This window comes from Leptospira venezuelensis (genome assembly GCF_002150035.1).
GTDB classification, from domain to species: Bacteria; Spirochaetota; Leptospiria; order Leptospirales; family Leptospiraceae; genus Leptospira_B; species Leptospira_B venezuelensis.
Window position 1 is genome coordinate 1,585,466 of the sequence record NZ_NETS01000010.1, and the last position, 18,600, is coordinate 1,604,065.

Here is an 18,600-nt window from a genome sequence, read left to right on the forward strand (position 1 = left end):
CTCTTCTTTAAGTAATAGCCTGAAATAAATTGAATACTAAATACTTGTGATTAGTTTTTTGTTTTTTCACAAATCTGAATCGCTTTTTAAAACAATTTTTCGTCGTGAAAATTGCACGTTATTCGAAAGATCGGAACGTTATGCGGATAAAAAAAAAGAGGTCCGAAGACCTCTCTGAAGTTGGTAGTTAGGTATAATGGTACGTTTTAGTTTTTGGAGATTGCTCCATCCACAGAGAGTTTTCCTCCTCCCTTGATCACTAATGCTAGGGAGATTGCTACCATCAATAGATGGAATTCGAAACCTTCTCCTTTTTGGCTTCCTGCCCAGTTCATAAAGAAACCGTGTTCTGCATGGGGAAGTATTGCGACTGTCATCGCGACTCCTATTCCTGCTGCGGCTACTCTAGTAAGAAGACCTGAAAGTAATCCGATTGGTCCAAGAAATTCTGCGATGAATAAAAGTATTACCAAGAAACCTGGAAAGCCTGCGCTGGTTAAGTATGTATAAGTCCCGGAGAATCCATACCCGCCATACCAGCCTAGGACCTTTTGTGCTCCGTGTGGGAACATCACAACTGCGAGAGTTATTCTTAGAATTAGGGAAGTTATATCCGCATCTGTTTTGAGAATTTTCTGAATCATAGTCACCTCCTGATTGATTCGTGTTTATATAGTCTATTGTTTAATAGTTTATTATTAAAGTAATGGGCCGAAAAATCCGAAAAACATAGATCCCTCCTTTCATATTACGCGGATTTGAGTCCGACAGTCTTGCAGATCTGTCCTAAATTTTTGAGTTCTTCGTCGCTGAGGCAGGACATCTTGCCCTTCAACTGCTCTAAATAATCAGGGAAAGAAGTTCCGATGAGTTCCTTTCCTTTGTCGGTAAGATTGATGATAAAATAACGTCTGTCTTCTTCACTTCTGACTCTGAGCACTAAACTTCTTTTTTCTAAGTTGTCTATGATCTGAGTGATATTCCCTTCGCAGGAAAATATTTTTTGACCAATCTCTTTTTGGCACATAGGGCCCAGATGGTAAAGAGTTTCCAAACATCCAAACTGGCCACTAGTCAGATTATATTGGTTCAGGAATTTTTCCTCCATTGTGCGAATAGAATCCGCACAGCGGCTTAATTTGATGTAAGCATCTAATACCTTTACATCTCTAGGCTTTCCTTTATAATGAGTGGCCATAATACTTTAAGATTGAACTATTAATGTATAGACATCCAAAAGAAAAAAGTCAACAAAAAAAGCTGCTAAACCTAAGTCTACTTAGGCTCCAGTTGGGTCCCAGCAGGTCCGGAAGTTCTCATTCCAGGTTTCCATTTCTTGTAGATCTGGCTCGCTTAGCTTAAAATCAAATACTTGAGAATTCTCTAGGATCCTTTCTTTTTTGACTGATTTAGGAATGACTACTAATCCTTTGTCGATTGCCCATCGGATTAAAACCTGAGCGGGAGTTTTTCCGTATTTTGACGCAAGAGAAACAAGTTTTGGGTCTGAAATTTTTTGGCCATGGGCGAGGGGGCTATATGCTTCCAAGACTATATTATTCTTTTTGCAAGTGTTTAGGAGTTCGTTTTGGTTTAAGAATGGATGGTATTCCACTTGGTTTACCGCGGGAATAATTTCCGCATATTGAAATAATTCTTGTAGATGTGGGATTGTGTAATTGCTTACCCCGATCGCTCGGACTAGACCTTCTTTGTAGGCTTTTTCTAATTCTTTCCAAGCTTGTTTTCTGGTTCCTGCCACTGGGAAATGAATGAGATATAAATCTATTGTATCTAATCCTAATGTTTTTAAGGACTCGTCTAAATATTTACGCGGATCTCTTTGATCACTATTCCAAAGTTTTGTAGTGATGAATAATTCTTTCCTAGGAATTCCGCTCTTTCTGATGGCCTCTCCTACATCTGATTCATTCCCGTAAATTTTAGCGGTGTCTATATGTCTGTATCCGAATTCTAAAGCATTCAGAACTGAATCAATACATTCTTTTCCGGATTTTGTTTTCCAAACTCCTAAGCCGAAGACTGGCATTTCTACTCCGTTATTCAATTGAACGGACTGGTTTAAGACTAAATTTTGCATACTTGTTCTTAGACTCCTTTTGTTTAGATTGGATCTATTCTTACTTCTAAATGATGCAGTTTTATTTTTTGGTAGAAGGAGAAAGATCTGAGAATGTCAGGGACTCTTCTCTTAGGTTTAAAGTAGATTCCAGTAATTTTTCTGCGTATACTAGATCGCTATATCCAGGACCTTTAGGCAGCCAAGAACCCAAAACTATAATTCCAAGAAGTTCTGCATCTCCAGGCAGTTGTTTACTCGAAAGATTGACTGCTTGTATATTATACAGAAATTCTAAAAAAGTTCTCTGTTTAGATTCATTAGAAGATTTTAATGCGACACAAAGTATCTGATTATCTTTTTCCATTCGTATTGTGCGCACATTCCTTATAGAAACTAGTGGGATACTTCTCTCCTTGTATAATAAACTGCTTAGAATAGGTATCCTGGTGGAATAACGAAGCTTTAATTCAAGGGAATTCGCGATCACTTCTGTCTTTTTAAATAAAATGAAAATTGTCATCAATGTGACGATTCCTAAAAAGAAAACCGAAAAAGGAACGAAGAAGATCAGGAAGATTAGATCCACAAAGTTTGCAAGGAAAGATTTTAGGATCGTGAACCAAGCTCCATAAAATAATGCAGGGACAAGCAGTGTAATAAAGGTTTTTCCTATGGATTTAGGCTCTATGATTTCGATCTTGGTTCCCTGATCTTTCGATTCAGTTTTGACCCAATGAGAAGGTTCTATCTTTTTTGGATCTTGTTTATGCGGAATATCTTTTGACTCTGGATTGGTAAGTTTTAGATCCGATCTGTCCAGAACAGGTAGAGGAAGTCTTGTTTTGAAAAATTCTAATCCTTGTTGGAGAGAATTTCCGTCTCTAAAAGTTTCTAATAAAATACAACTTCCGTCTCTATAAACCAAGTATAGATCCCAATATTTCCAGGTGCTGTTCGTGTTTATGCTATTCCCGGTAGAAGAAGATCTTTCCGTTCGGAATATGATCATATAAGAAATAAATTCTGACAGTGGAAGTTCTACGTCCGATTTTTCTGTCTCTCTAAGAGAAAGGATGGAAGTATTAGTTTGGATCTCTATCGTTTTAATGATATGAGACGCTTTTCTATAACTCCGCATTGTAATAATAAAAATAGTAACGAGTGATATGCAGAAGAAGAATCCGAAACCAGGGAAGATTTTATCTTCTCCAGTTAGGAGCATTACTCCGAAAAATAAAGAAGCAATACTTCCGAAAACACCAAAAGCCAAGATACCAATGACGAATATACATCCACCAGAATAGGGGTTTTTAGTTTCTTTACGAATGCTATCCGATGTAGTGATCCAAGTGTCCAAACTCATAATAAAAAGTCCTGAGAGTAGAGAAGACTCTAGGAAAATCAATTTTAAAATGAATCCTTCTTGCATTTTGATTTGGATCGGATTCTTTGTTTGTCATGCAAATTAGTACTGCTATATCTGATTTAGTATTGGCGATCTTCGCCGTATGGTCCAGTCTTTCCGTCCAGTCTTCCTCTAAAGGAAACGTTTCAAAAAAGGGAGGAGCCTATGGCCTTTTTTTGATTGGATTAGGTGCCCTTCTCGGGGTGATTTTCTTTTTAGGCGGGGATTGGATCAGCCCAATTTATAGACCTATCGTGCATGTTGCAGGAGTAGTTGGGGTTCCATGGATCGGGATTGCATTTTTTAATGCAGGTTTCGGAAAGATAGATGGTAAAACTTGGAATCTGCTTAGCCTTATTCTCTTAGTTTTAGCTATATTAAGTTATCTTTATCCTTTTGGATTATACTCCACAGTGATCGGAGCGATTGCGTTGATCGCAGTTTTAGTAGTATGTATTCAAAAATACAAAGGCTCTCATAAGACAGCTGCATTATATGGAATTGCAGGAGCCTTACTTTTTATTCTATCCGGTCTTGTAATAGGAACTGTTGGAACCATTGCGGGACTTCCTCGGGTGGATCTATTCCATTATGGATTAGCTGTAGCTTCTTACTGCTTAGGATATTCCTTAAAAAGAATTGGATAATTATAAGATGCGCCGCAAAAGTAGTATGCAGTTGCGGCGTATACTTTCTTCGTTTCTATTCCACGATCCTCTCTTCCGATTTTTCTAAGATACGATTTTTTACAGGATTCGATTTCTGATAGATTTCTTCGGCTTCAAGATCGGATCGTTTTGTAGATCTATGGGAGATTTCCGGAGTCAATTCTATGGAAATCGATCTGGTCGCCCCGCCTGCAGGTTTAGTAAAATTAGCTAAAGTGTCTCCTCCCTTGATGATGGAGTGACTTGGCTGATTGAGTACTGCGAATATTATATGTTTTGCATATGTTAACCCAGCTCTTGTTCTAGGAGGGGCCAAGGGTTCCATAGGAATCCAACCGAAGGAAGGGTGCCATACTTCCGCAATTTTATGATTTAACTCCACCTTTTCTCCTACAGGTAGCCAGTTCCAAGCCATTCTGGCCGGTATACCTGCACTCCTGAGTAATGAGATCTGAGCGTAACTATGTTCCGTGCATGAACCATGACCGTTTTGGAGAGCTATCGGTGCTGGATCGAATCTACCATCTTGCTTGTAGACCATGTTTTTTCGGATATGGCTATATACCGATTGTATATATTCTTCTACATTCGAGCTAGAGGATTTAAGCTCATCTCTGATCCGAATAATCTCAGGATCAGAGATCTTATATGCGGAAGTGTCTTCTAAATATTGTTTCCATTCGTTCGGAATTTTCCAATCTTCCCAAGGAGTTTGGAAACTAGTTAGCCCGGAATCTATATTATATCTTGCTAATTTAGCTGAATATACTGTTTCTTCCCAGATTTGCCCAGGGGTCAATGCAGGAATAGGAATAAGTAAGGTGCGATTGCTCTGTTTATCTTCGGTCAATTTTCCATTCGCATGGAATTTTTCCTCGCTCAATATTTGAGACGAGGTTTCTTGAGGTGGAATGGCTACTGCAATCTCCGTTTCGGGAGAATTTTCCTTAGGAGTGATCTTTAAGATAAAGCGTATTGTATCCTTGCTTGGCGAAAACCTATAACTTAGATTTCCTTTGAGTACGAAATTTTCTTGTTTCCCCGGATAATAATCCTTCCCGATCCTTATTAGATTTTGATAAATTTCAGACTCTGGACTGAGGATCACCAAATCGTTTTTAAGACATGAGAGTCTACCTGCCTCTTTGGATTCTAAATGTACGGTAAAACTGTTTTTGATCTTATTCAAAATAGGATCATAAGAATGTAAATTTGTTCCGTCCTTAGAATACCAAAAAAAGATTTCTTTTCCAGAGCAATCGAATACGAAAGAAACTTTGGGAATAGGCAGATCTTTTTGTTCTATTTCGGATCCTGTTTCCTTCTCATAAAAAACGAGTTTATTCTCTCTGATCTCGAAAAGTTTTCCCTGAGCAAAACCAATGTTTCCCCAAAGGGATGTTGTTTGAAAAAAGGGGATCCTTTTTTTGATTTCCAAGGAGCCGTTCTTGAAAACTACAATCTCCTTTTTCAGCCTTACATAAATTTGTTCTTCGTCAGCATCCCATGCAAGACCTCTTACAGTTTCCTTTAGGTCCAACCGGTTTGTGGCTCCGGTCTTTATATTCTTAATAAGTAGACCGCCTGTGTTTTTTCCATTCGTATCCGGAAAATTAGCAGGTATATAAAGATCTTCTCCTACCAATAAACTTCCTTGGGAAGATTTAATCTTCTCTTCGGGGGCTAAGGGAGAAAGAGAGAATGTCTTCGGTTCAGCGACATCCCATTTCATGGAAGAATAAGCCCCTTCTGAGGCCAATTCCATAACGAATAAACAGAGAAATACGAGGACTGATATTAAAGGAACGCGTAGATAATCCATCCGCTTTTGGACGGATACGGTTCTAAAAATCAAACCGTTTTAAGCAGGGATCTGTTCCGAGACCTGAGTTACCCAGGATGAATAATAGTTGGATAATGTTCTAAGGAACATTAGGTCCATATCATTCTCCGTTCCAATAGCGCGCAATGCGTTAGCATATTGTGTTCTGAAGTCAGTCAGAGGGGCAGTCTCTTGGATATAATTTCTCATAGACTGGGCCTGTTCAGGGCCGAAGCCGTATTCGCTAGACCATTTATCGATCAGGGTCCCACAATTATACTTTCTGGAAAGAAGGATCTGGGCCAGAATATTTCGAAACATATTTTCGATAGAAACGATTGTGATCTCTTTATGATTGATAGAGATCTCGGTGATGATATCGTCCTTTTTATCGATCACAGCCTTCGAAGTTCCCATCTTATTGAAAAATTTGGAAAGATCGTTATAGGCTCTAAAATGTTTTAGGATAAGCTCTCTATCTTTTACATCCACTGTTCTTTGGTCTTCAGGATGACTCATCTCTTGAAGGATAGATTCAATCACCTGAAACATAATGTCGAACGTGAACTGAGTGGATTTGCCTAAAAAATATCTGATCTCATTTTGGAATGCAGCATGAATGGAGGCAAAGAATGTTTCTAACTTTTCTGGATTAAGTACAGTAGAAGTTTTGAAAACGGAGATCATATCCCTAACGAACTTAGCTCTGTCTAGGATAGGAAATTGTTCCGGGTGATTCGAATGGGTGCGGATAAAAGTCTCTTTAACTACTTTTACCGAACCTCCTCGAACTTCTTCACTTCGAAATAAAACTCGATAGAGAAGAACTGAGATTTCTCGGGAAGTTTTTTTATCTTTCAGAGTTTTTAAGTCGGAAGCTTCTAGAATTTCTCTACTTCCTGCAGGCTTGCTCTGGATTTCTCCCATGAATGGTTATGCCGATATTCCCGAACGAATGTTAGGTCGATCTTGGTACGAAAAAGTTAATTGTAAAGCAGATTTGGTTGATGAGGTAGAAATCCCATTGATTTTTCAACTAAGCGTTCGAAAATCGAGCGAAATCTATGCAAAAAATTATCGGACCCGAAAATCAAGTACACTATGGAGTTTGGGATGGTCCGATCGAATTTAATCATCACGATTTTACTCTTCTGGATTTTTTCGGAAAGGAGATCAAAGGGCTTAAAAAGAAGTTCGCGTTCCATTCTTTCAATTATCTAGGGATCATGATGGAAGACTGTTTGGTCGGGATCGCGGCTGTGAGTCTTGGATATGCGTATAACGTGTTTGCTTATCTGTATAAATTCGATCAGGGCAAAGTCTACGAATTCGATGTAAAAGGACCCGACTTAGGTCTTGCCTTAAAATTCCCCGCTAATCCGGATGAATACGAGATCTCTTTCAAAAAGGGAAAGTCCTTCCTAAATATTCGCAAGTCACATTCAGAAGGAAAACTTCTGCTTGATGCAAACTTTGGAAATAAATTGGAAATCTCAGGGGAATTCCCATATTCTCTGATTACTCATAATCCTCTTAGAGTACTAAATCCTTCTGAGCCAAGTCGTTGGACATTCACAGAAAAATGTTCACCTTTGATTCCTGATCGTATCAGTGTAAAGTATGAGAAGAAGGAACTGGTTCGAGATCCTTCGCGGACAACTATGGTCTATGATTGGTCCGGAGGTTATTTGAGAAGAGAGACAAATTGGTACTGGGCCGCATTCTCTTCTGTTCTTCCAGATCGGACCAAGATAGGGGCTAATTTTGCGGCTCTGGTAAACGAAAGTTTTTTCCCGGAGAACGCGTATTGGATCGATTCTGAAAGACAAAGAGTCAGTAGATGTATATTCGATTTTTCTCATAAAGATCCTTATAAACCTTGGAGGCTTTGGGACGAAGAAGGACGTATCCGTCTGGAGTTCGAGCCAAAAGGAGAAAGACAAGAGAAAGTGAATCTGATCTGGACTAAATTATACTTCAGGCAATTTGTAGGAAAATTTTCTGGAAGTTTCAGGCCGGAGAAAGGAAAGGAAGTTCAGATCAAAGATGTTTGGGGTTTCACCGAATTTCACAGATCCCTCTGGTAGTTTCATAAATTGAAATCTGAAAATCCGATTCGTATCTTATCCATTGATCTTTTGAGAGGCCTTACTGTGGCTGGTATGATCCTGGTAAATAATCCGGGGACATGGTCCAATATGTATTGGCCTCTCAAACATGCAAAATGGGACGGATGTACTCCTACTGACTTAGTGTTTCCATTTTTTCTTTTTGTAGTGGGAGCTTCTATTCCGTATTCTATTTCCAATGGAATACAAGAATTTCCTAAAATACTAAAGCGTACATTTGTCCTGATCTTTCTGGGACTATTCTTGAATTTTTTTGGAGAATGGAGTTTTTCCAATCTTAGATTTCCAGGGGTTTTGCAAAGGATTGGGTTTGCTTATCTTTTTGGAGCAATTCTATATCGTGAGAAAAATTTAAAATTCCGGATTTTTCTATTTATTAGCTTACTGATCTCTTATTGGTACCTGCAGGAATTTGTTCCCCCTCCTGGTACTATAGAGCCAAGCATGAAAGAAGGAAAAGACTGGGGAGCTTGGATTGATAGAGAAGTTTTCGGCCAGGCACATTTATGGAAATTCGGTAAAGTCTGGGATCCAGAGGGTCTTCTAACTTCTTTCACATCTATTGGATCAGTATTCTGCGGGATTTTTGCTGGAGAATTTATAAAGTTTTCTTTGGAGAAGAAAGAATCCCTTCTTTCTATGTCTTGGAAAATAGCATTGGGTGCATTCGCTGTATTGTTTGTGAGTGGGATTTGGGGAATTTATTATCCGATCAATAAAAGTTTATGGACCGGCACTTATTCTCTCTGGACTGCTGGTTGGGCTTTACTTATTATTTCATTATTCTTAGTTTTAGAAAAATTTAATAGATTTGGGTTTGAGGCTTTACAAAGTTTTCTTCTCCCGTTCGGGAAGAATGCTCTACTTGTTTTTTTTGGATCAGGAATATTTGCCAGAAGTTTGAATATAATCATGGTCTCTTCTCCGGAAGGGAAAAAGATCCCTTTGAAAAATATGATCTATCTAGAATATTATAAAAGCTGGATAGATTCTCCGGAGTCGAGTTCGTTTTTATATTCGATAACCGTGTTGGTCTTATGGTTTTTGATCCTTTTCTTTTTGGATAAAAAAAGATTGTATTGGAGAATTTAAGAACCGATCAGGTGTTTTACCGCGGCGAGAAGGTCCTCGTCATTAAAAGGTTTGATCATCCATCCTTTTGCTCCTGCATCTTTCCCTTGTGATTTCATTGCATCGCTGGATTCGGTAGTTAGGATCAGTATCTTCATACTTTTTCCTTTTTCAGTTCTTAAAACTTCCTTAGTGAGTTCTATTCCTGTCCTGCCGGGCATATTCACGTCGAAGATCCCTATTTCAAAAGGACCTTCAGATTCTATTTTAGTAAGCGCCTCGTCTGGGCCTGCGGCCTTACATACGGAATATCCCTCTTCCGTTAGAGTGAAATCTAAAAGTTTTAAAACCGTTGGAGCGTCGTCTACGCATAATATCTTTGTCATTTTCTACCTTACCTTTGATTAATTATAACTATTTGCTGTCCCGAAACATAAATCTGAAATTCTTTCAGGGATATTGTCTAATGAGATCTGTTCTTTTACTGCACCCATTTCGTAAGCTTCCCTGGGCATTCCATAAACTACGGATGTAGATTCGTCTTGCCCAAAAGTCATTGCTCCTTTTTCAGAAAGTGTTTTGAGTCCTTTTGCGCCATCCTTTCCCATTCCAGTGAGAAGAAAGGCTGCACAAAAAGAAGCTAATGGGGATCTTGAAATTGAATGAAATAATACGTCCACGGACGGTCTATGGCCTGTGACCTTCTCGCCTTTATGTATTCGAATATTATAATATGGGGGATCTCCTAATTCCATATGATGATCTCCTCTTGCCACATACACGTTTCCTTTAGAGATACTTTGACCTTCTTGAGCCTCTTGTATCCTTAGAAGAGAAACGGAATCTAACCTTTCTGCAAACATTCCGGTAAAATATTCAGGCATATGTTGTACAATCAAAATAGGCGGAAGTTCTCCCGGAAGATTTCGAATTATATATTCTATCGCTTGCGTTCCGCCGGTAGAAGCTCCGATGGCTATCAGTTTAATTTTAGAAACTGTGGAACTAGTTTGAGTTTTTGTTAAAGAGGCCTTTTGGTTTCGATTTAAAACATCTGAAACATTTGTTTTCGCACAAGCTCGTAGCTTATTTTTAAGTTCTAGCATCATTCTGAGGAAATCTTCTTCACTTCCATCTGCTTTTTGAACGAAATCTAAGGCTCCTGCTTGCAGCGAATCTAATGTAACTTTTGCTCCAGCTTCAGTAAATGAGCTAAGCATAATAACAGGGATAGGAAATTTAGGCATTAACCATTGTAGGAATTCAATCCCGCTAATATCAGGCATCTCCACATCTAAAGTGATCACATCCGGTTTTGCTTTTATAATATCTTTCATCGCCTCAGTTGCAGTAGAAGATCCAACAACTTTGAATCTAGGGTCTTCTTGCAATTGAGAAGCGATTATCTCACGGACAATCCGGTTATCGTCTATGATATACACATGTATCATTCTAATTTAGGCCATTTTTTCTAAATTTAGATTTGAGTTTTCAGCGGCTGCTGCACCGGTAGCTGTTCCATGAAATTTTTCGAATAGGAATTTAGTATCCAGGATCAAGCTGACTCTTCCATTTCCTAAAATAGTAAATCCATTTACACCTTGGGCCTTTTGGATTGAGGAAGAAAGAGGTTTGATTACAATATTCTGATTACCTAATACTTCATCCACGAGTATTCCCAAGAATCTGTCTTCATTCTCTAAGATGATCAAGACTGGATTTTTACTTTTGTATTCTAACTTTTCCCTGAGACCAAGCAGATCGTTAATCCGTATTACGGGTATATAGATCCCTCTTAGATCCAATACCTCTTGGTCCTTATAAGGATGGATCAATTTCTGATCTTTTAGACTCACCAATTCACTGATTTCTATCGTTGGTAGAGTGAGATAAGTTCCTCCAACTTCAAAAACAGTTCCTTCAATAATCCCTAAAGTAAGAGGAATTCTTAAAATGAAAGTAGTGCCTTCTCCTTTTTTAGAGCGCACCTCTACTTTACCGTTCAGCTTTTTGATATTTTGAAGAACGATATCCATTCCGACACCTCTGCCGGAAATATCTGTGAGTTTTTCTGCGGTAGAAAATCCAGGAGTGAATATAAGTTGGAAAACTTCCTTATCACTCATCTCTTCGGGATTTCCTTTTAAAATACCTTTTTCTTTGGCCTTATTGATGATCTTCTCGCGATCTAACCCTCTTCCGTCATCTGCTACTAGGATCCAGACTTCATTTGCAGACTGTCTTGCTTGTAAACGAATAGTTCCTTTGTCTTTTTTGCCGAGCTCCGCTCTTTCTTCGGGAATTTCTAAACCATGATCAATAGAATTTCTTAATAGATGAATGATCGGATCTTGTATGATCTCTACTACAGATTTATCTACTTCAGTGTCTTCTCCACCGATTTTGAAATCTAATCTTTTCTGAGAACGTTTTTGTAAGTCTCTTACTAACCGGTTCATTTTTTGAAAAGTAGAAGATAGTGGCACCATTCTCATGGATAATGTAACTTCTTGTAGATCTCGTACGATCTTATGGAGATGTCTAGCCGAGGAACGAAAGCCTTCTAATCTTAATCCTTCTAATTCAGGATGATGGATCACGTTAGACTCTGCTATCACCAATTCTCCCATAAAGTCCATAAGCTGGTCCAGCTTATCCGTTGTGATACGAATATCTTTCTTTTTTTCTATAACTTGAACTTCTTGTATAATTGGATTAATATCAGGAGAAGTAGCCGGAATTTTCTCTACGATTGCGGGCTTAGTCTCTTCTTCAAAAAATCCGAACCCTTTCGAACTAGAAGGAGCCGGAGTCGCTTCTTCAAAAAATCCGAATTTATTCTCTGGGACGGCCTTTTCTTTTTCCGAACTTTTAGAAATTCGCTCTAATTGTTCTTTCAGTTTATTTCTAATTATCTCAGTTTCTTGTTCGAAACCGGAATCAGTTCTTTCTTCTTCCACCCGATCGAATATTCTGCGAAGAAGATCAAGAGTCTCCATCAGATCGTCACTGAAAGCGAACTCTGTAACTTTATTTTGATTTCTTAATATATCCAGAAGTGTTTCACCCAGGTGAGTGATTTTCACAACTGTTTCTAATTTCAATAACCCGGAGGAACCTTTAAGGGTATGAAAAAAACGGAAAGCTTTGTTTAAAGTCTCCGGATTTCCTTGCCCTAAAGTTTCAATCTCCTCCTCTAGTGCTAAAAGAGAAGTTTCAGCAGAGTCGATCAGGTCCCGGGCTTCCGAAACGAATTCCGAAAGTAGATGTTCTCGATCCATATTTTATACTTTTATTTCGCCGGAGTTTTCTTCTGAGCCAGAGGAATGTTCTGATTGAGTAGTTGTTTCAGACTCTTCCTCTATCAACGGAAGGAAATTTTTTCCGTTGGAAGCTTTTTTTGAATCTCGTTTTGCATTTCCGAATTGAGAAGCGGCATGCTTCAGATCGAAATGAGGAGCATGAAAGTGCGATTTGATCGTTTGAGTTGCAGCCGAAGGTCCTCTATCCTGCTTTCTTGATTTCCCTTTGGAAGCAGTTAACACTTCTTCTCTGATCTTAATCAGAGTTCCCATCACTTCCAAAAGAGTTTCTGCTTGTTCATTCAATTCTTTTGCTGTAGAAGCTAACTCTTCTGAGGCCGCAGCATTTTCTTGTGTCGCTTGGTCTAGCTGAACCATTGCAGTATTGATCTGAGTAATACCTCTTGCTTGTTCGTCTGAAGAAACTGAGATTTCTTGGATCAACTTTGCGGTATTTTCTATACTTGGAACAATCTCTTCTATAAGTTTTCCTGCATCTTCCGCGCGTTCTACCGAATCCTTAGAAAGACCATTGATTTCTTGGGCTGCAATTTGACTTCTTTCTGCTAATTTTCTTACCTCGTCAGCAACTACTGCGAATCCTTTCCCGTGTTTACCAGCTCGTGCAGCTTCGATAGCAGCGTTTAAAGCTAATAGGTTGGTTTGATAAGCGATCTCTTCTATGATATTAACTTTGCCTGAGATCTTTTTCATCGCATTTAAGGTTTCTAATACAGATTTTCTGCCCTTACTTGCGTCTCTCGAAGAAGATTCTGCCATTGAGTTTGTTTCTTTTGCGTTATGTGAATTTTGTTCGATCGTAGAAGACATTTCCTCTACAGCTGCGGTTGTTTCTTCTAAACTTGCAGCCTGTTCGTTGGAAGATTGGCTCAAAGAGAATGCAGTAGCAGAAACTTGAGCTGCCGCAGAAGAAACGGAACCAACTACTTCCAATGCAGTACTTAGTGCCTTATTGACTGAAACTGTGATCCATACAGCGCAAGCCACAGCAATCAAAGAAGAAATAATCGGAATAAGGATCATCAGGAAAGTGGTTTCTGCATATAATTCATCTGTGTTCCTATTTGCATCATCCAATTCCTTTTGGGCACGATCGATCATTTGGTTAAGAAAGCCTTCCATCTTGTCTAAGTGTGCTCTTAATTGTACTTGGGAAATCTGTCTTGCTTCTACGTTTTTGTTAATGTATGCGAGATCTAAAACTTTCTTCAGAGTTGCTCTATAATCTTTTTCCACTAGTCTGAATTCTTCCATATTCTTCTTGCCTGCTTCTTGCAAGAGAGGATAAACATCAGTGCCCAGTTGAGGTAAAAGCGCCAAATTTGTTTCCGTTTCACCGATATACTTTTTCATGTCGTCCTCTTCGGTGGAAAGAATGGTGTTCTTTTCTGCTCGGGTGACCTTAAGTATTGCAGTTCGCATTGCTAAAAGCATAGTTGATTTTTTAGCGGAAACATTGACTGCTTTTGTTACTACTGCATTAAAAGTATTTAAACGATAAATAGCAAATCCTGCTACGAAGATCAACAGAACGACTACGGTTGAGAATCCTATGGTTAATTTGGCTTTGACGCTCATTCTTCTATCCTTGCTTTATTATAAATTTCTTTTGTTTGGTTAACTAAACTGGTGTCCCAGTTTCAGGAAGTTTATCGTGTAGGACTTCCAACTCATCGTCTCTTAAGAGTTTGCGTACATCGAGTAAGATCTTAACTGAGTCTTCTACTTTGCCGAACGAAGCGATGAAACGATTTGCTTCGCCATCTCCCATCTTTGGAGCCGGTTCCGTATTTTCGGAAGGAATGCTGACTACTTCGCGGACGGTGTCCACTATGAGTCCTAGACTTTCTCCTTCTATGTTTAAGATGATTACGCAGGTTTTTTCTGTATAAGGTATGGATTCCATATGGAATCTTAGCCTAACATCAATTAACGGAACTACTTTTCCTCGGAGATTGGTTACTCCTTTGATAAATGCAGGCATATCGGGAACTTCTGTGATCGGCTGCATCCCGATGATTTCAATTATATATTTGATCTCTAATCCGTATTCTCTGTCGGCCAGTGAAAAGACTAAGTATTTATTCTCTAATGTATCTTCATCATCCGCTTCATCTTCTTCCAAAAGAAGATCTATTTCGTTCTCTGCCATATCTATCCTCGATATTCTTTTTCGAATAGTTTCGGTACTCGAATAGAATTTGTTTTGTCTGTTTCGAATTCAACATAGCCCATCGATTTTAGCATAAAGATCGCGAGCAGACATACTAAAATAATTTATTTCAAAAGATTCTTGAAGCCTTAAATTATGTCGGATTATTTACGAAGCTCTTGGAACTCTCTAATTTGTTTGATGAAAGATCCGAATTTCGTTTCTTCTAAACCAATCTTTTTACATTTGTACCTTTTGTAAAAAATGGACCGGCAAGATGTTCGATGGATAAAAAAATAATCCGAATATATTTCTATTCTTTTTTGATTCCTGGCTTCTAAATTTTCAATACGACGAATTTAATATAGCAAAACCAGAACATACTTTAAGATCTTATAAAATTATTTATAAAATATTTCAGAAAACTAGAGCTAAAGGATTACTCGTTATTCTTTGATGAACAATTTTATAATCGCTCGTTTGAGGGGAGGGAGGTTCAATTTAGTATTTCAAGAAAACGTAAATAGATATTATGAAATTATTTTTAGAATTTTCGGAAAAATATAATTTCTCTTTCTTCTTAAAGAAGTGTTGTTACATTAGGTTGAATTACTGAGTCGAATTAGAGTATACTAAGCACGGGCGGATCGTTTGGAATCAAATAAAGTAATTGAAGAAGAGGAGAAAATTCCGTCGGTGTTTGTTAATGTTGGAGAATGTTTATTTTCTCAAGCTCCAGTTGCGATGAAAACTCTCTTAGGTTCATGCGTATCAGTATGCCTATTCGATCCATTCAATAGATTCGGCGGCATGAATCATATACTTCTTCCCGGAAAACCAGGCGTGGACGATTCAGCAAGATTCGGCATCAACGCTATGGAATTATTGATCAATGAATTTGTTAAAAAAGGGATTCCCAGAAGTCGTTTACAAGCAAAGATAATAGGTGGCGGCAAGGTTTTAAGATTAGGCTCTAAAAGTGTTCCAATTGGCGAAAAGAACGTAGGGTTCGTGAAAGATTTTTTGAAATCGGAAGAAATTTCTGTTTCCGGAGAAGAAACCGGAGGCCAATATTATAGAAATCTACGCTTTTTCACTCATACTTTCGAGGTGTTTGTAAAACGTGTGCAGATCGATCTAGAGAAAAACATGATCGAGAAAAACGAAGCGGCTTATTTGGACAAAATACGGGAGAATATGCGGAAAAAAACGCCGACTACTTTCTTTTAATTTTGAACGAACAATTAAATCGTTCAGAAAAAGTTATCGGCACCGCCTAGGAGAAACGATTGAATTCCCTCGTACGCAATTTGCTATCACCTGCTATTCTTACTGAAGAAAACGGTAAAATTATAGAATCCAATGACAAGTTCGCTGAATTGATCGGTAAAGAATTGGATGCCACTTTTGATTATCACGATTGGATCCATCCCGTCGATAGAGAGCATGAGGCTTCTTTATGGGAAAAAGATCCAAGTCTTAAACATTATGAAATGATAAAGCGTCTGAAAAATACAGATGAGATCTATTTAGCATATCATACAGTTACTTCTAAAACTACAGATGGGTATCTATTAACTCTATTCCTGCCTATGGAGGCTAAACTTCCCTCTGACTTCAAAAATATTTCTGTTCATTCAACTGGGGAAAGTGTAAAGAAGGCAGAGATAGAAATTTATCGCAAAGCCTTAGAACTATTCGATTGGAAACAATCCCTCAAGGATAGATATTCTTCTACCGCTTGGATGGATTCCGCAATTAAACAGATTAATATCACTTTGATGCAAGGGACTGGCGTCGGAAGTTTAATGACTGTACTTTCTATGATACTTTCCAAAGCAAAGAAAAAAGAGGGGAGTGAATTCGTAGAAATACGCTCCAATCTTTTCGATCTTTTACAGGATGGAGTGGCAAGCGCTTCTAGATTTACTAAATTTTTATCTTCTGCCCAGGCACTATTCGAAGAGAGCGAGACTCCGGATGAGATTGGGACAGTCGCAGAGTTTGTGGACGTATTGAGAGAAGTGATCGACGATATCCGGCCTTCTGTTGCTCTTAAAGATCAGAAGATCTTAGTATCAGATAATTTGCATATTCTTTCTAATCGTTTGAGATTTAAGAAAGCTTGGATATTTACGATAGCAAAAGAAGTTCTGATTAATGCTTTAAAATATTCTCCAGATAAATCTAACGTTCTAATTCTTGTACTTCGGATCGGAGACGAGTTACAATTTAAAGTAATCAATGATCCTCCTTTTTCAGGATACTTGGAGGAATTTCATGAAGATTTGGTGTTTGAACCTTTCTATAGAGGAGTCAAGTTCATGGACGAACGTTTCGATCAAGAACAGTTCGGGATGGGACTTGGGCTTCCAGTCGTCAAAAAGTTGGTAGAGTTACAGAATGGAAAAGTCCATCTGCAGACAATGAATCTAAATTTGGACGACACCAGAAAAGAAGGAATCTGCCTGACGATGCGTTTTCCTGTAATAGAATAGCGGATAAACTTTCTAAACTTTCTGAGAAATGGGCAGATCCATTTCCATTAGGACCATTGTTTCTTCTTCTTCATCCAAAAAGCTTGTTACATTAAATGTAGAAATCTTGCCTTCATGGTTCGAAACTATTTTTTCTACTAAAGGCAATCCTAATCCATAATCCAGAGTAGGGATGTCTTCGTGAACATATTTTGTTAGCCTTGCAAAGGGTTGAAATACAAACTCGGATTCTTCGTTAGGGATCCCTTTTTTACTTCCTCCTTCTATTTTAGGAGAATTTAAAACAGATATCAGGAGTTTTCTTTTTTTGAGAGTGAATAATACATAAATTGTTGTTTCTGGTTCTGAAAATTTGATCGCATTGAGTAATAATTCTCCAACTGCTTTTTTAAAACTTTCTTCATGGATACCTACGGCAGCTCTGGAGCTTATATACTTATCTTCACAAATCTTGATGTGTAATCTTTTGAATCTTGCCAGTTCATATACATTCTGAATTTCCTTTCTGAACAGATTGTGTATTTGTGAGATGGAGTATTCTTCTTTGATTTGAGGGTTATGGATGAAGTAATCCATCTCATTGAAAATTTCAATGATCCTATTTGCCGTTTCTGCATTCGACAATAGCAAATCGATTAGTGCGGCAGGAACCTCATAATGAGTTCCGTTCTTTTTTGCTTTTTTACGTATTAGGCCGATCGCAGATACCAATGCTCCAAAGCCAGAGCCCTGACTTAAGGAAGTTCTAATATTTGAGATCAAATAAGCACTTTTGGTTTGTAAATCTTTCCTAATCAGATCCTTGCGAAATGAATTCCAATCAAGATCTCCTTGGATCTTATTAAATCTTTCGGTTTCCAGATTATCCTGCAATAGATCCAACTCCCAGTTCTCCTTTATGTTTCTGAGAGTTTCGCTGATCTCTTTCGGAGTAGTTTCTTTAATATCAATACAATCGAAGGCTCCTAATCGTAATGCTTTGACTATTGTTTTAGTATCCGGATTCTCTAATCCCAAAATGAAAGAAGGGGATCTTTTTGATGTGGAAAATTTTCGGGTCAATATTTCGAATTGAGAGATATCCAATTCGGAGTAAACGATCCCGAAGTCCCTGTCAATTTTCGCGTTTTCCAATAAAGGAAACTGAAAAACAGTAAGACCCACATCTTCACAGATTTTAGTGATCAATTCCGTTCTTTCGGGATCGGTCCCAACTAATAAAATATTTTTTTTAGTCCGGCCATCCGATTGCCGAACATCTTTTTTTTCTATTTCAGCGTTCGTCATAGACGCGCTCCATCCAAAAGCATTTCCGAATATTCGGAAAATATCTATGTAATATATTTTTAATGAGCCATAACTCTAGAATAACGTACAAAATTGAAATATTAAATTTTACAAGTTTTGTATACTAAGATGAAGGAAATGAAAAAAATGTTTTTCTAAATT

17 protein-coding genes are annotated in these 18,600 nt (G+C 38.1%); 5 read left to right on the plus strand and 12 right to left on the minus strand.

The genetic code is table 11. The features are described 5' to 3' along the window. Positions 1–206 precede the first annotated feature (206 nt). The 4 genes from B1C82_RS14785 to B1C82_RS14800 all read right to left on the minus strand — a co-directional run bounded on the left by B1C82_RS14785 (position 207) and on the right by B1C82_RS14800 (position 3,512). Positions 207–644 (minus strand): DoxX family protein, encoded by a 438-nt coding sequence (locus B1C82_RS14785; RefSeq protein WP_086448269.1) that lies wholly within the window; start codon positions 642–644, stop codon positions 207–209. Between the two features lie 104 nt (positions 645–748). Beyond that, positions 749–1,198, minus strand: coding sequence for a MarR family winged helix-turn-helix transcriptional regulator (locus B1C82_RS14790; RefSeq protein ID WP_086448270.1), 450 nt, complete (start codon positions 1,196–1,198; stop codon positions 749–751). Between the two features lie 81 nt (positions 1,199–1,279). Next, positions 1,280–2,101, minus strand: a complete 822-nt coding sequence (locus B1C82_RS14795; RefSeq protein WP_086448271.1) for an aldo/keto reductase — start codon at positions 2,099–2,101, stop codon at positions 1,280–1,282. Between the two features lie 61 nt (positions 2,102–2,162). Further along, positions 2,163–3,512 carry a hypothetical protein gene (locus B1C82_RS14800; protein ID WP_086448272.1) on the minus strand — a complete coding sequence of 450 codons (1,350 nt, stop codon included), beginning with the start codon at positions 3,510–3,512 and terminating at the stop codon, positions 2,163–2,165. A 29-nt stretch (positions 3,513–3,541) separates the two neighbouring features. Between B1C82_RS14800 and B1C82_RS14805 the strand changes: the two genes are divergently transcribed. Further along, the gene (locus tag B1C82_RS14805) at positions 3,542–4,135 is read left to right on the plus strand and encodes a DUF6962 family protein (protein WP_086448273.1); all 594 of its coding nucleotides are present in this window, start codon (positions 3,542–3,544) and stop codon (positions 4,133–4,135) included. 55 nt (positions 4,136–4,190) lie between these two features. Here B1C82_RS14805 and B1C82_RS14810 read toward each other — a convergent pair whose 3' ends face one another. Together B1C82_RS14810 and B1C82_RS14815 are read right to left on the minus strand one after the other, a co-directional pair. Beyond that, positions 4,191–5,978, minus strand: coding sequence for a transglutaminase-like domain-containing protein (locus tag B1C82_RS14810; protein WP_086448274.1), 1,788 nt, complete (start codon positions 5,976–5,978; stop codon positions 4,191–4,193). A gap of 39 nt (positions 5,979–6,017) precedes the next feature. Beyond that, positions 6,018–6,905 (minus strand): LIC_13029 family protein, encoded by an 888-nt coding sequence (locus B1C82_RS14815; protein ID WP_086448275.1) that lies wholly within the window; start codon positions 6,903–6,905, stop codon positions 6,018–6,020. 137 nt (positions 6,906–7,042) lie between these two features. Here B1C82_RS14815 and B1C82_RS14820 point away from each other — a divergent pair, with 137 nt between their 5' ends. Together B1C82_RS14820 and B1C82_RS14825 are read left to right on the plus strand one after the other, a co-directional pair. Continuing rightward, a complete protein-coding gene (locus B1C82_RS14820) occupies positions 7,043–8,065 on the plus strand; it encodes a DUF2804 domain-containing protein (RefSeq protein ID WP_086448276.1) in 1,023 nt (340 codons plus the stop codon). A gap of 9 nt (positions 8,066–8,074) precedes the next feature. Beyond that, the gene (locus B1C82_RS14825) at positions 8,075–9,199 is read left to right on the plus strand and encodes an acyltransferase family protein (RefSeq protein WP_157894140.1); all 1,125 of its coding nucleotides are present in this window, start codon (positions 8,075–8,077) and stop codon (positions 9,197–9,199) included. Here B1C82_RS14825 and B1C82_RS14830 read toward each other — a convergent pair. Genes B1C82_RS14830 through B1C82_RS14850 form a run of 5 tightly spaced genes read right to left on the minus strand, consistent with a single transcriptional unit; the run spans position 9,196 to position 14,653 of the window. Continuing rightward, complete coding sequence (locus B1C82_RS14830) at positions 9,196–9,564, minus strand: response regulator (protein ID WP_086448277.1); 369 nt, start codon at positions 9,562–9,564, stop codon at positions 9,196–9,198. The two genes, B1C82_RS14825 and B1C82_RS14830, sit on opposite strands and share 4 nt — an antisense overlap. A gap of 18 nt (positions 9,565–9,582) precedes the next feature. Further along, positions 9,583–10,629 carry a chemotaxis-specific protein-glutamate methyltransferase CheB gene (gene cheB, locus B1C82_RS14835; RefSeq protein WP_086448278.1) on the minus strand — a complete coding sequence of 349 codons (1,047 nt, stop codon included), beginning with the start codon at positions 10,627–10,629 and terminating at the stop codon, positions 9,583–9,585. Positions 10,630–10,635: 6 nt separating this feature from the next. After that, a complete protein-coding gene (locus B1C82_RS14840) occupies positions 10,636–12,459 on the minus strand; it encodes a chemotaxis protein CheA (RefSeq protein WP_086448279.1) in 1,824 nt (607 codons plus the stop codon). A gap of 3 nt (positions 12,460–12,462) precedes the next feature. After that, positions 12,463–14,079, minus strand: coding sequence for a HAMP domain-containing methyl-accepting chemotaxis protein (locus B1C82_RS14845; protein WP_086448280.1), 1,617 nt, complete (start codon positions 14,077–14,079; stop codon positions 12,463–12,465). Positions 14,080–14,122: 43 nt separating this feature from the next. Beyond that, entirely contained in the window at positions 14,123–14,653 is a 531-nt protein-coding gene (locus B1C82_RS14850; RefSeq protein ID WP_086448281.1) for a chemotaxis protein CheW, read from the minus strand. 651 nt (positions 14,654–15,304) lie between these two features. On the opposite strand from B1C82_RS14850, the gene B1C82_RS14855 reads away from it, so the two are divergent. Both B1C82_RS14855 and B1C82_RS14860 read left to right on the plus strand, forming a co-directional pair. Further along, positions 15,305–15,883 (plus strand): chemotaxis protein CheD, encoded by a 579-nt coding sequence (locus tag B1C82_RS14855; RefSeq protein ID WP_086448282.1) that lies wholly within the window; start codon positions 15,305–15,307, stop codon positions 15,881–15,883. A 59-nt stretch (positions 15,884–15,942) separates the two neighbouring features. Then, entirely contained in the window at positions 15,943–17,151 is a 1,209-nt protein-coding gene (locus tag B1C82_RS14860) for a sensor histidine kinase (protein ID WP_086448283.1), read from the plus strand. A 12-nt stretch (positions 17,152–17,163) separates the two neighbouring features. Here the strand turns inward: B1C82_RS14860 and B1C82_RS14865 are convergent, their stop codons facing one another. Beyond that, a complete protein-coding gene (locus B1C82_RS14865; protein ID WP_086448284.1) occupies positions 17,164–18,438 on the minus strand; it encodes a hybrid sensor histidine kinase/response regulator in 1,275 nt (424 codons plus the stop codon). Between the last annotated feature and the right edge of the window lie 162 nt (positions 18,439–18,600).

Bases quoted from the DNA above. Each gene is read 5' to 3' on its own strand.
- B1C82_RS14785 (WP_086448269.1), bottom strand. From the start codon at position 644: ATGATTCAGAAAATTCTCAAAACAGATGCGGATATAACTTCCCTAATT.
- B1C82_RS14790 (WP_086448270.1), bottom strand. From the start codon at position 1,198: ATGGCCACTCATTATAAAGGAAAGCCTAGAGATGTAAAGGTATTAGAT.
- B1C82_RS14795 (WP_086448271.1), bottom strand. From the start codon at position 2,101: ATGCAAAATTTAGTCTTAAACCAGTCCGTTCAATTGAATAACGGAGTA.
- B1C82_RS14800 (WP_086448272.1), bottom strand. From the start codon at position 3,512: ATGCAAGAAGGATTCATTTTAAAATTGATTTTCCTAGAGTCTTCTCTA.
- B1C82_RS14805 (WP_086448273.1), top strand. From the start codon at position 3,542: ATGCAAATTAGTACTGCTATATCTGATTTAGTATTGGCGATCTTCGCC.
- B1C82_RS14810 (WP_086448274.1), bottom strand. From the start codon at position 5,978: ATGGATTATCTACGCGTTCCTTTAATATCAGTCCTCGTATTTCTCTGT.
- B1C82_RS14815 (WP_086448275.1), bottom strand. From the start codon at position 6,905: ATGGGAGAAATCCAGAGCAAGCCTGCAGGAAGTAGAGAAATTCTAGAA.
- B1C82_RS14820 (WP_086448276.1), top strand. From the start codon at position 7,043: ATGCAAAAAATTATCGGACCCGAAAATCAAGTACACTATGGAGTTTGG.
- B1C82_RS14830 (WP_086448277.1), bottom strand. From the start codon at position 9,564: ATGACAAAGATATTATGCGTAGACGACGCTCCAACGGTTTTAAAACTT.
- cheB (WP_086448278.1), bottom strand. From the start codon at position 10,629: ATGATACATGTGTATATCATAGACGATAACCGGATTGTCCGTGAGATA.
- B1C82_RS14840 (WP_086448279.1), bottom strand. From the start codon at position 12,459: ATGGATCGAGAACATCTACTTTCGGAATTCGTTTCGGAAGCCCGGGAC.
- B1C82_RS14845 (WP_086448280.1), bottom strand. From the start codon at position 14,079: ATGAGCGTCAAAGCCAAATTAACCATAGGATTCTCAACCGTAGTCGTT.
- B1C82_RS14850 (WP_086448281.1), bottom strand. From the start codon at position 14,653: ATGGCAGAGAACGAAATAGATCTTCTTTTGGAAGAAGATGAAGCGGAT.
- B1C82_RS14865 (WP_086448284.1), bottom strand. From the start codon at position 18,438: ATGACGAACGCTGAAATAGAAAAAAAAGATGTTCGGCAATCGGATGGC.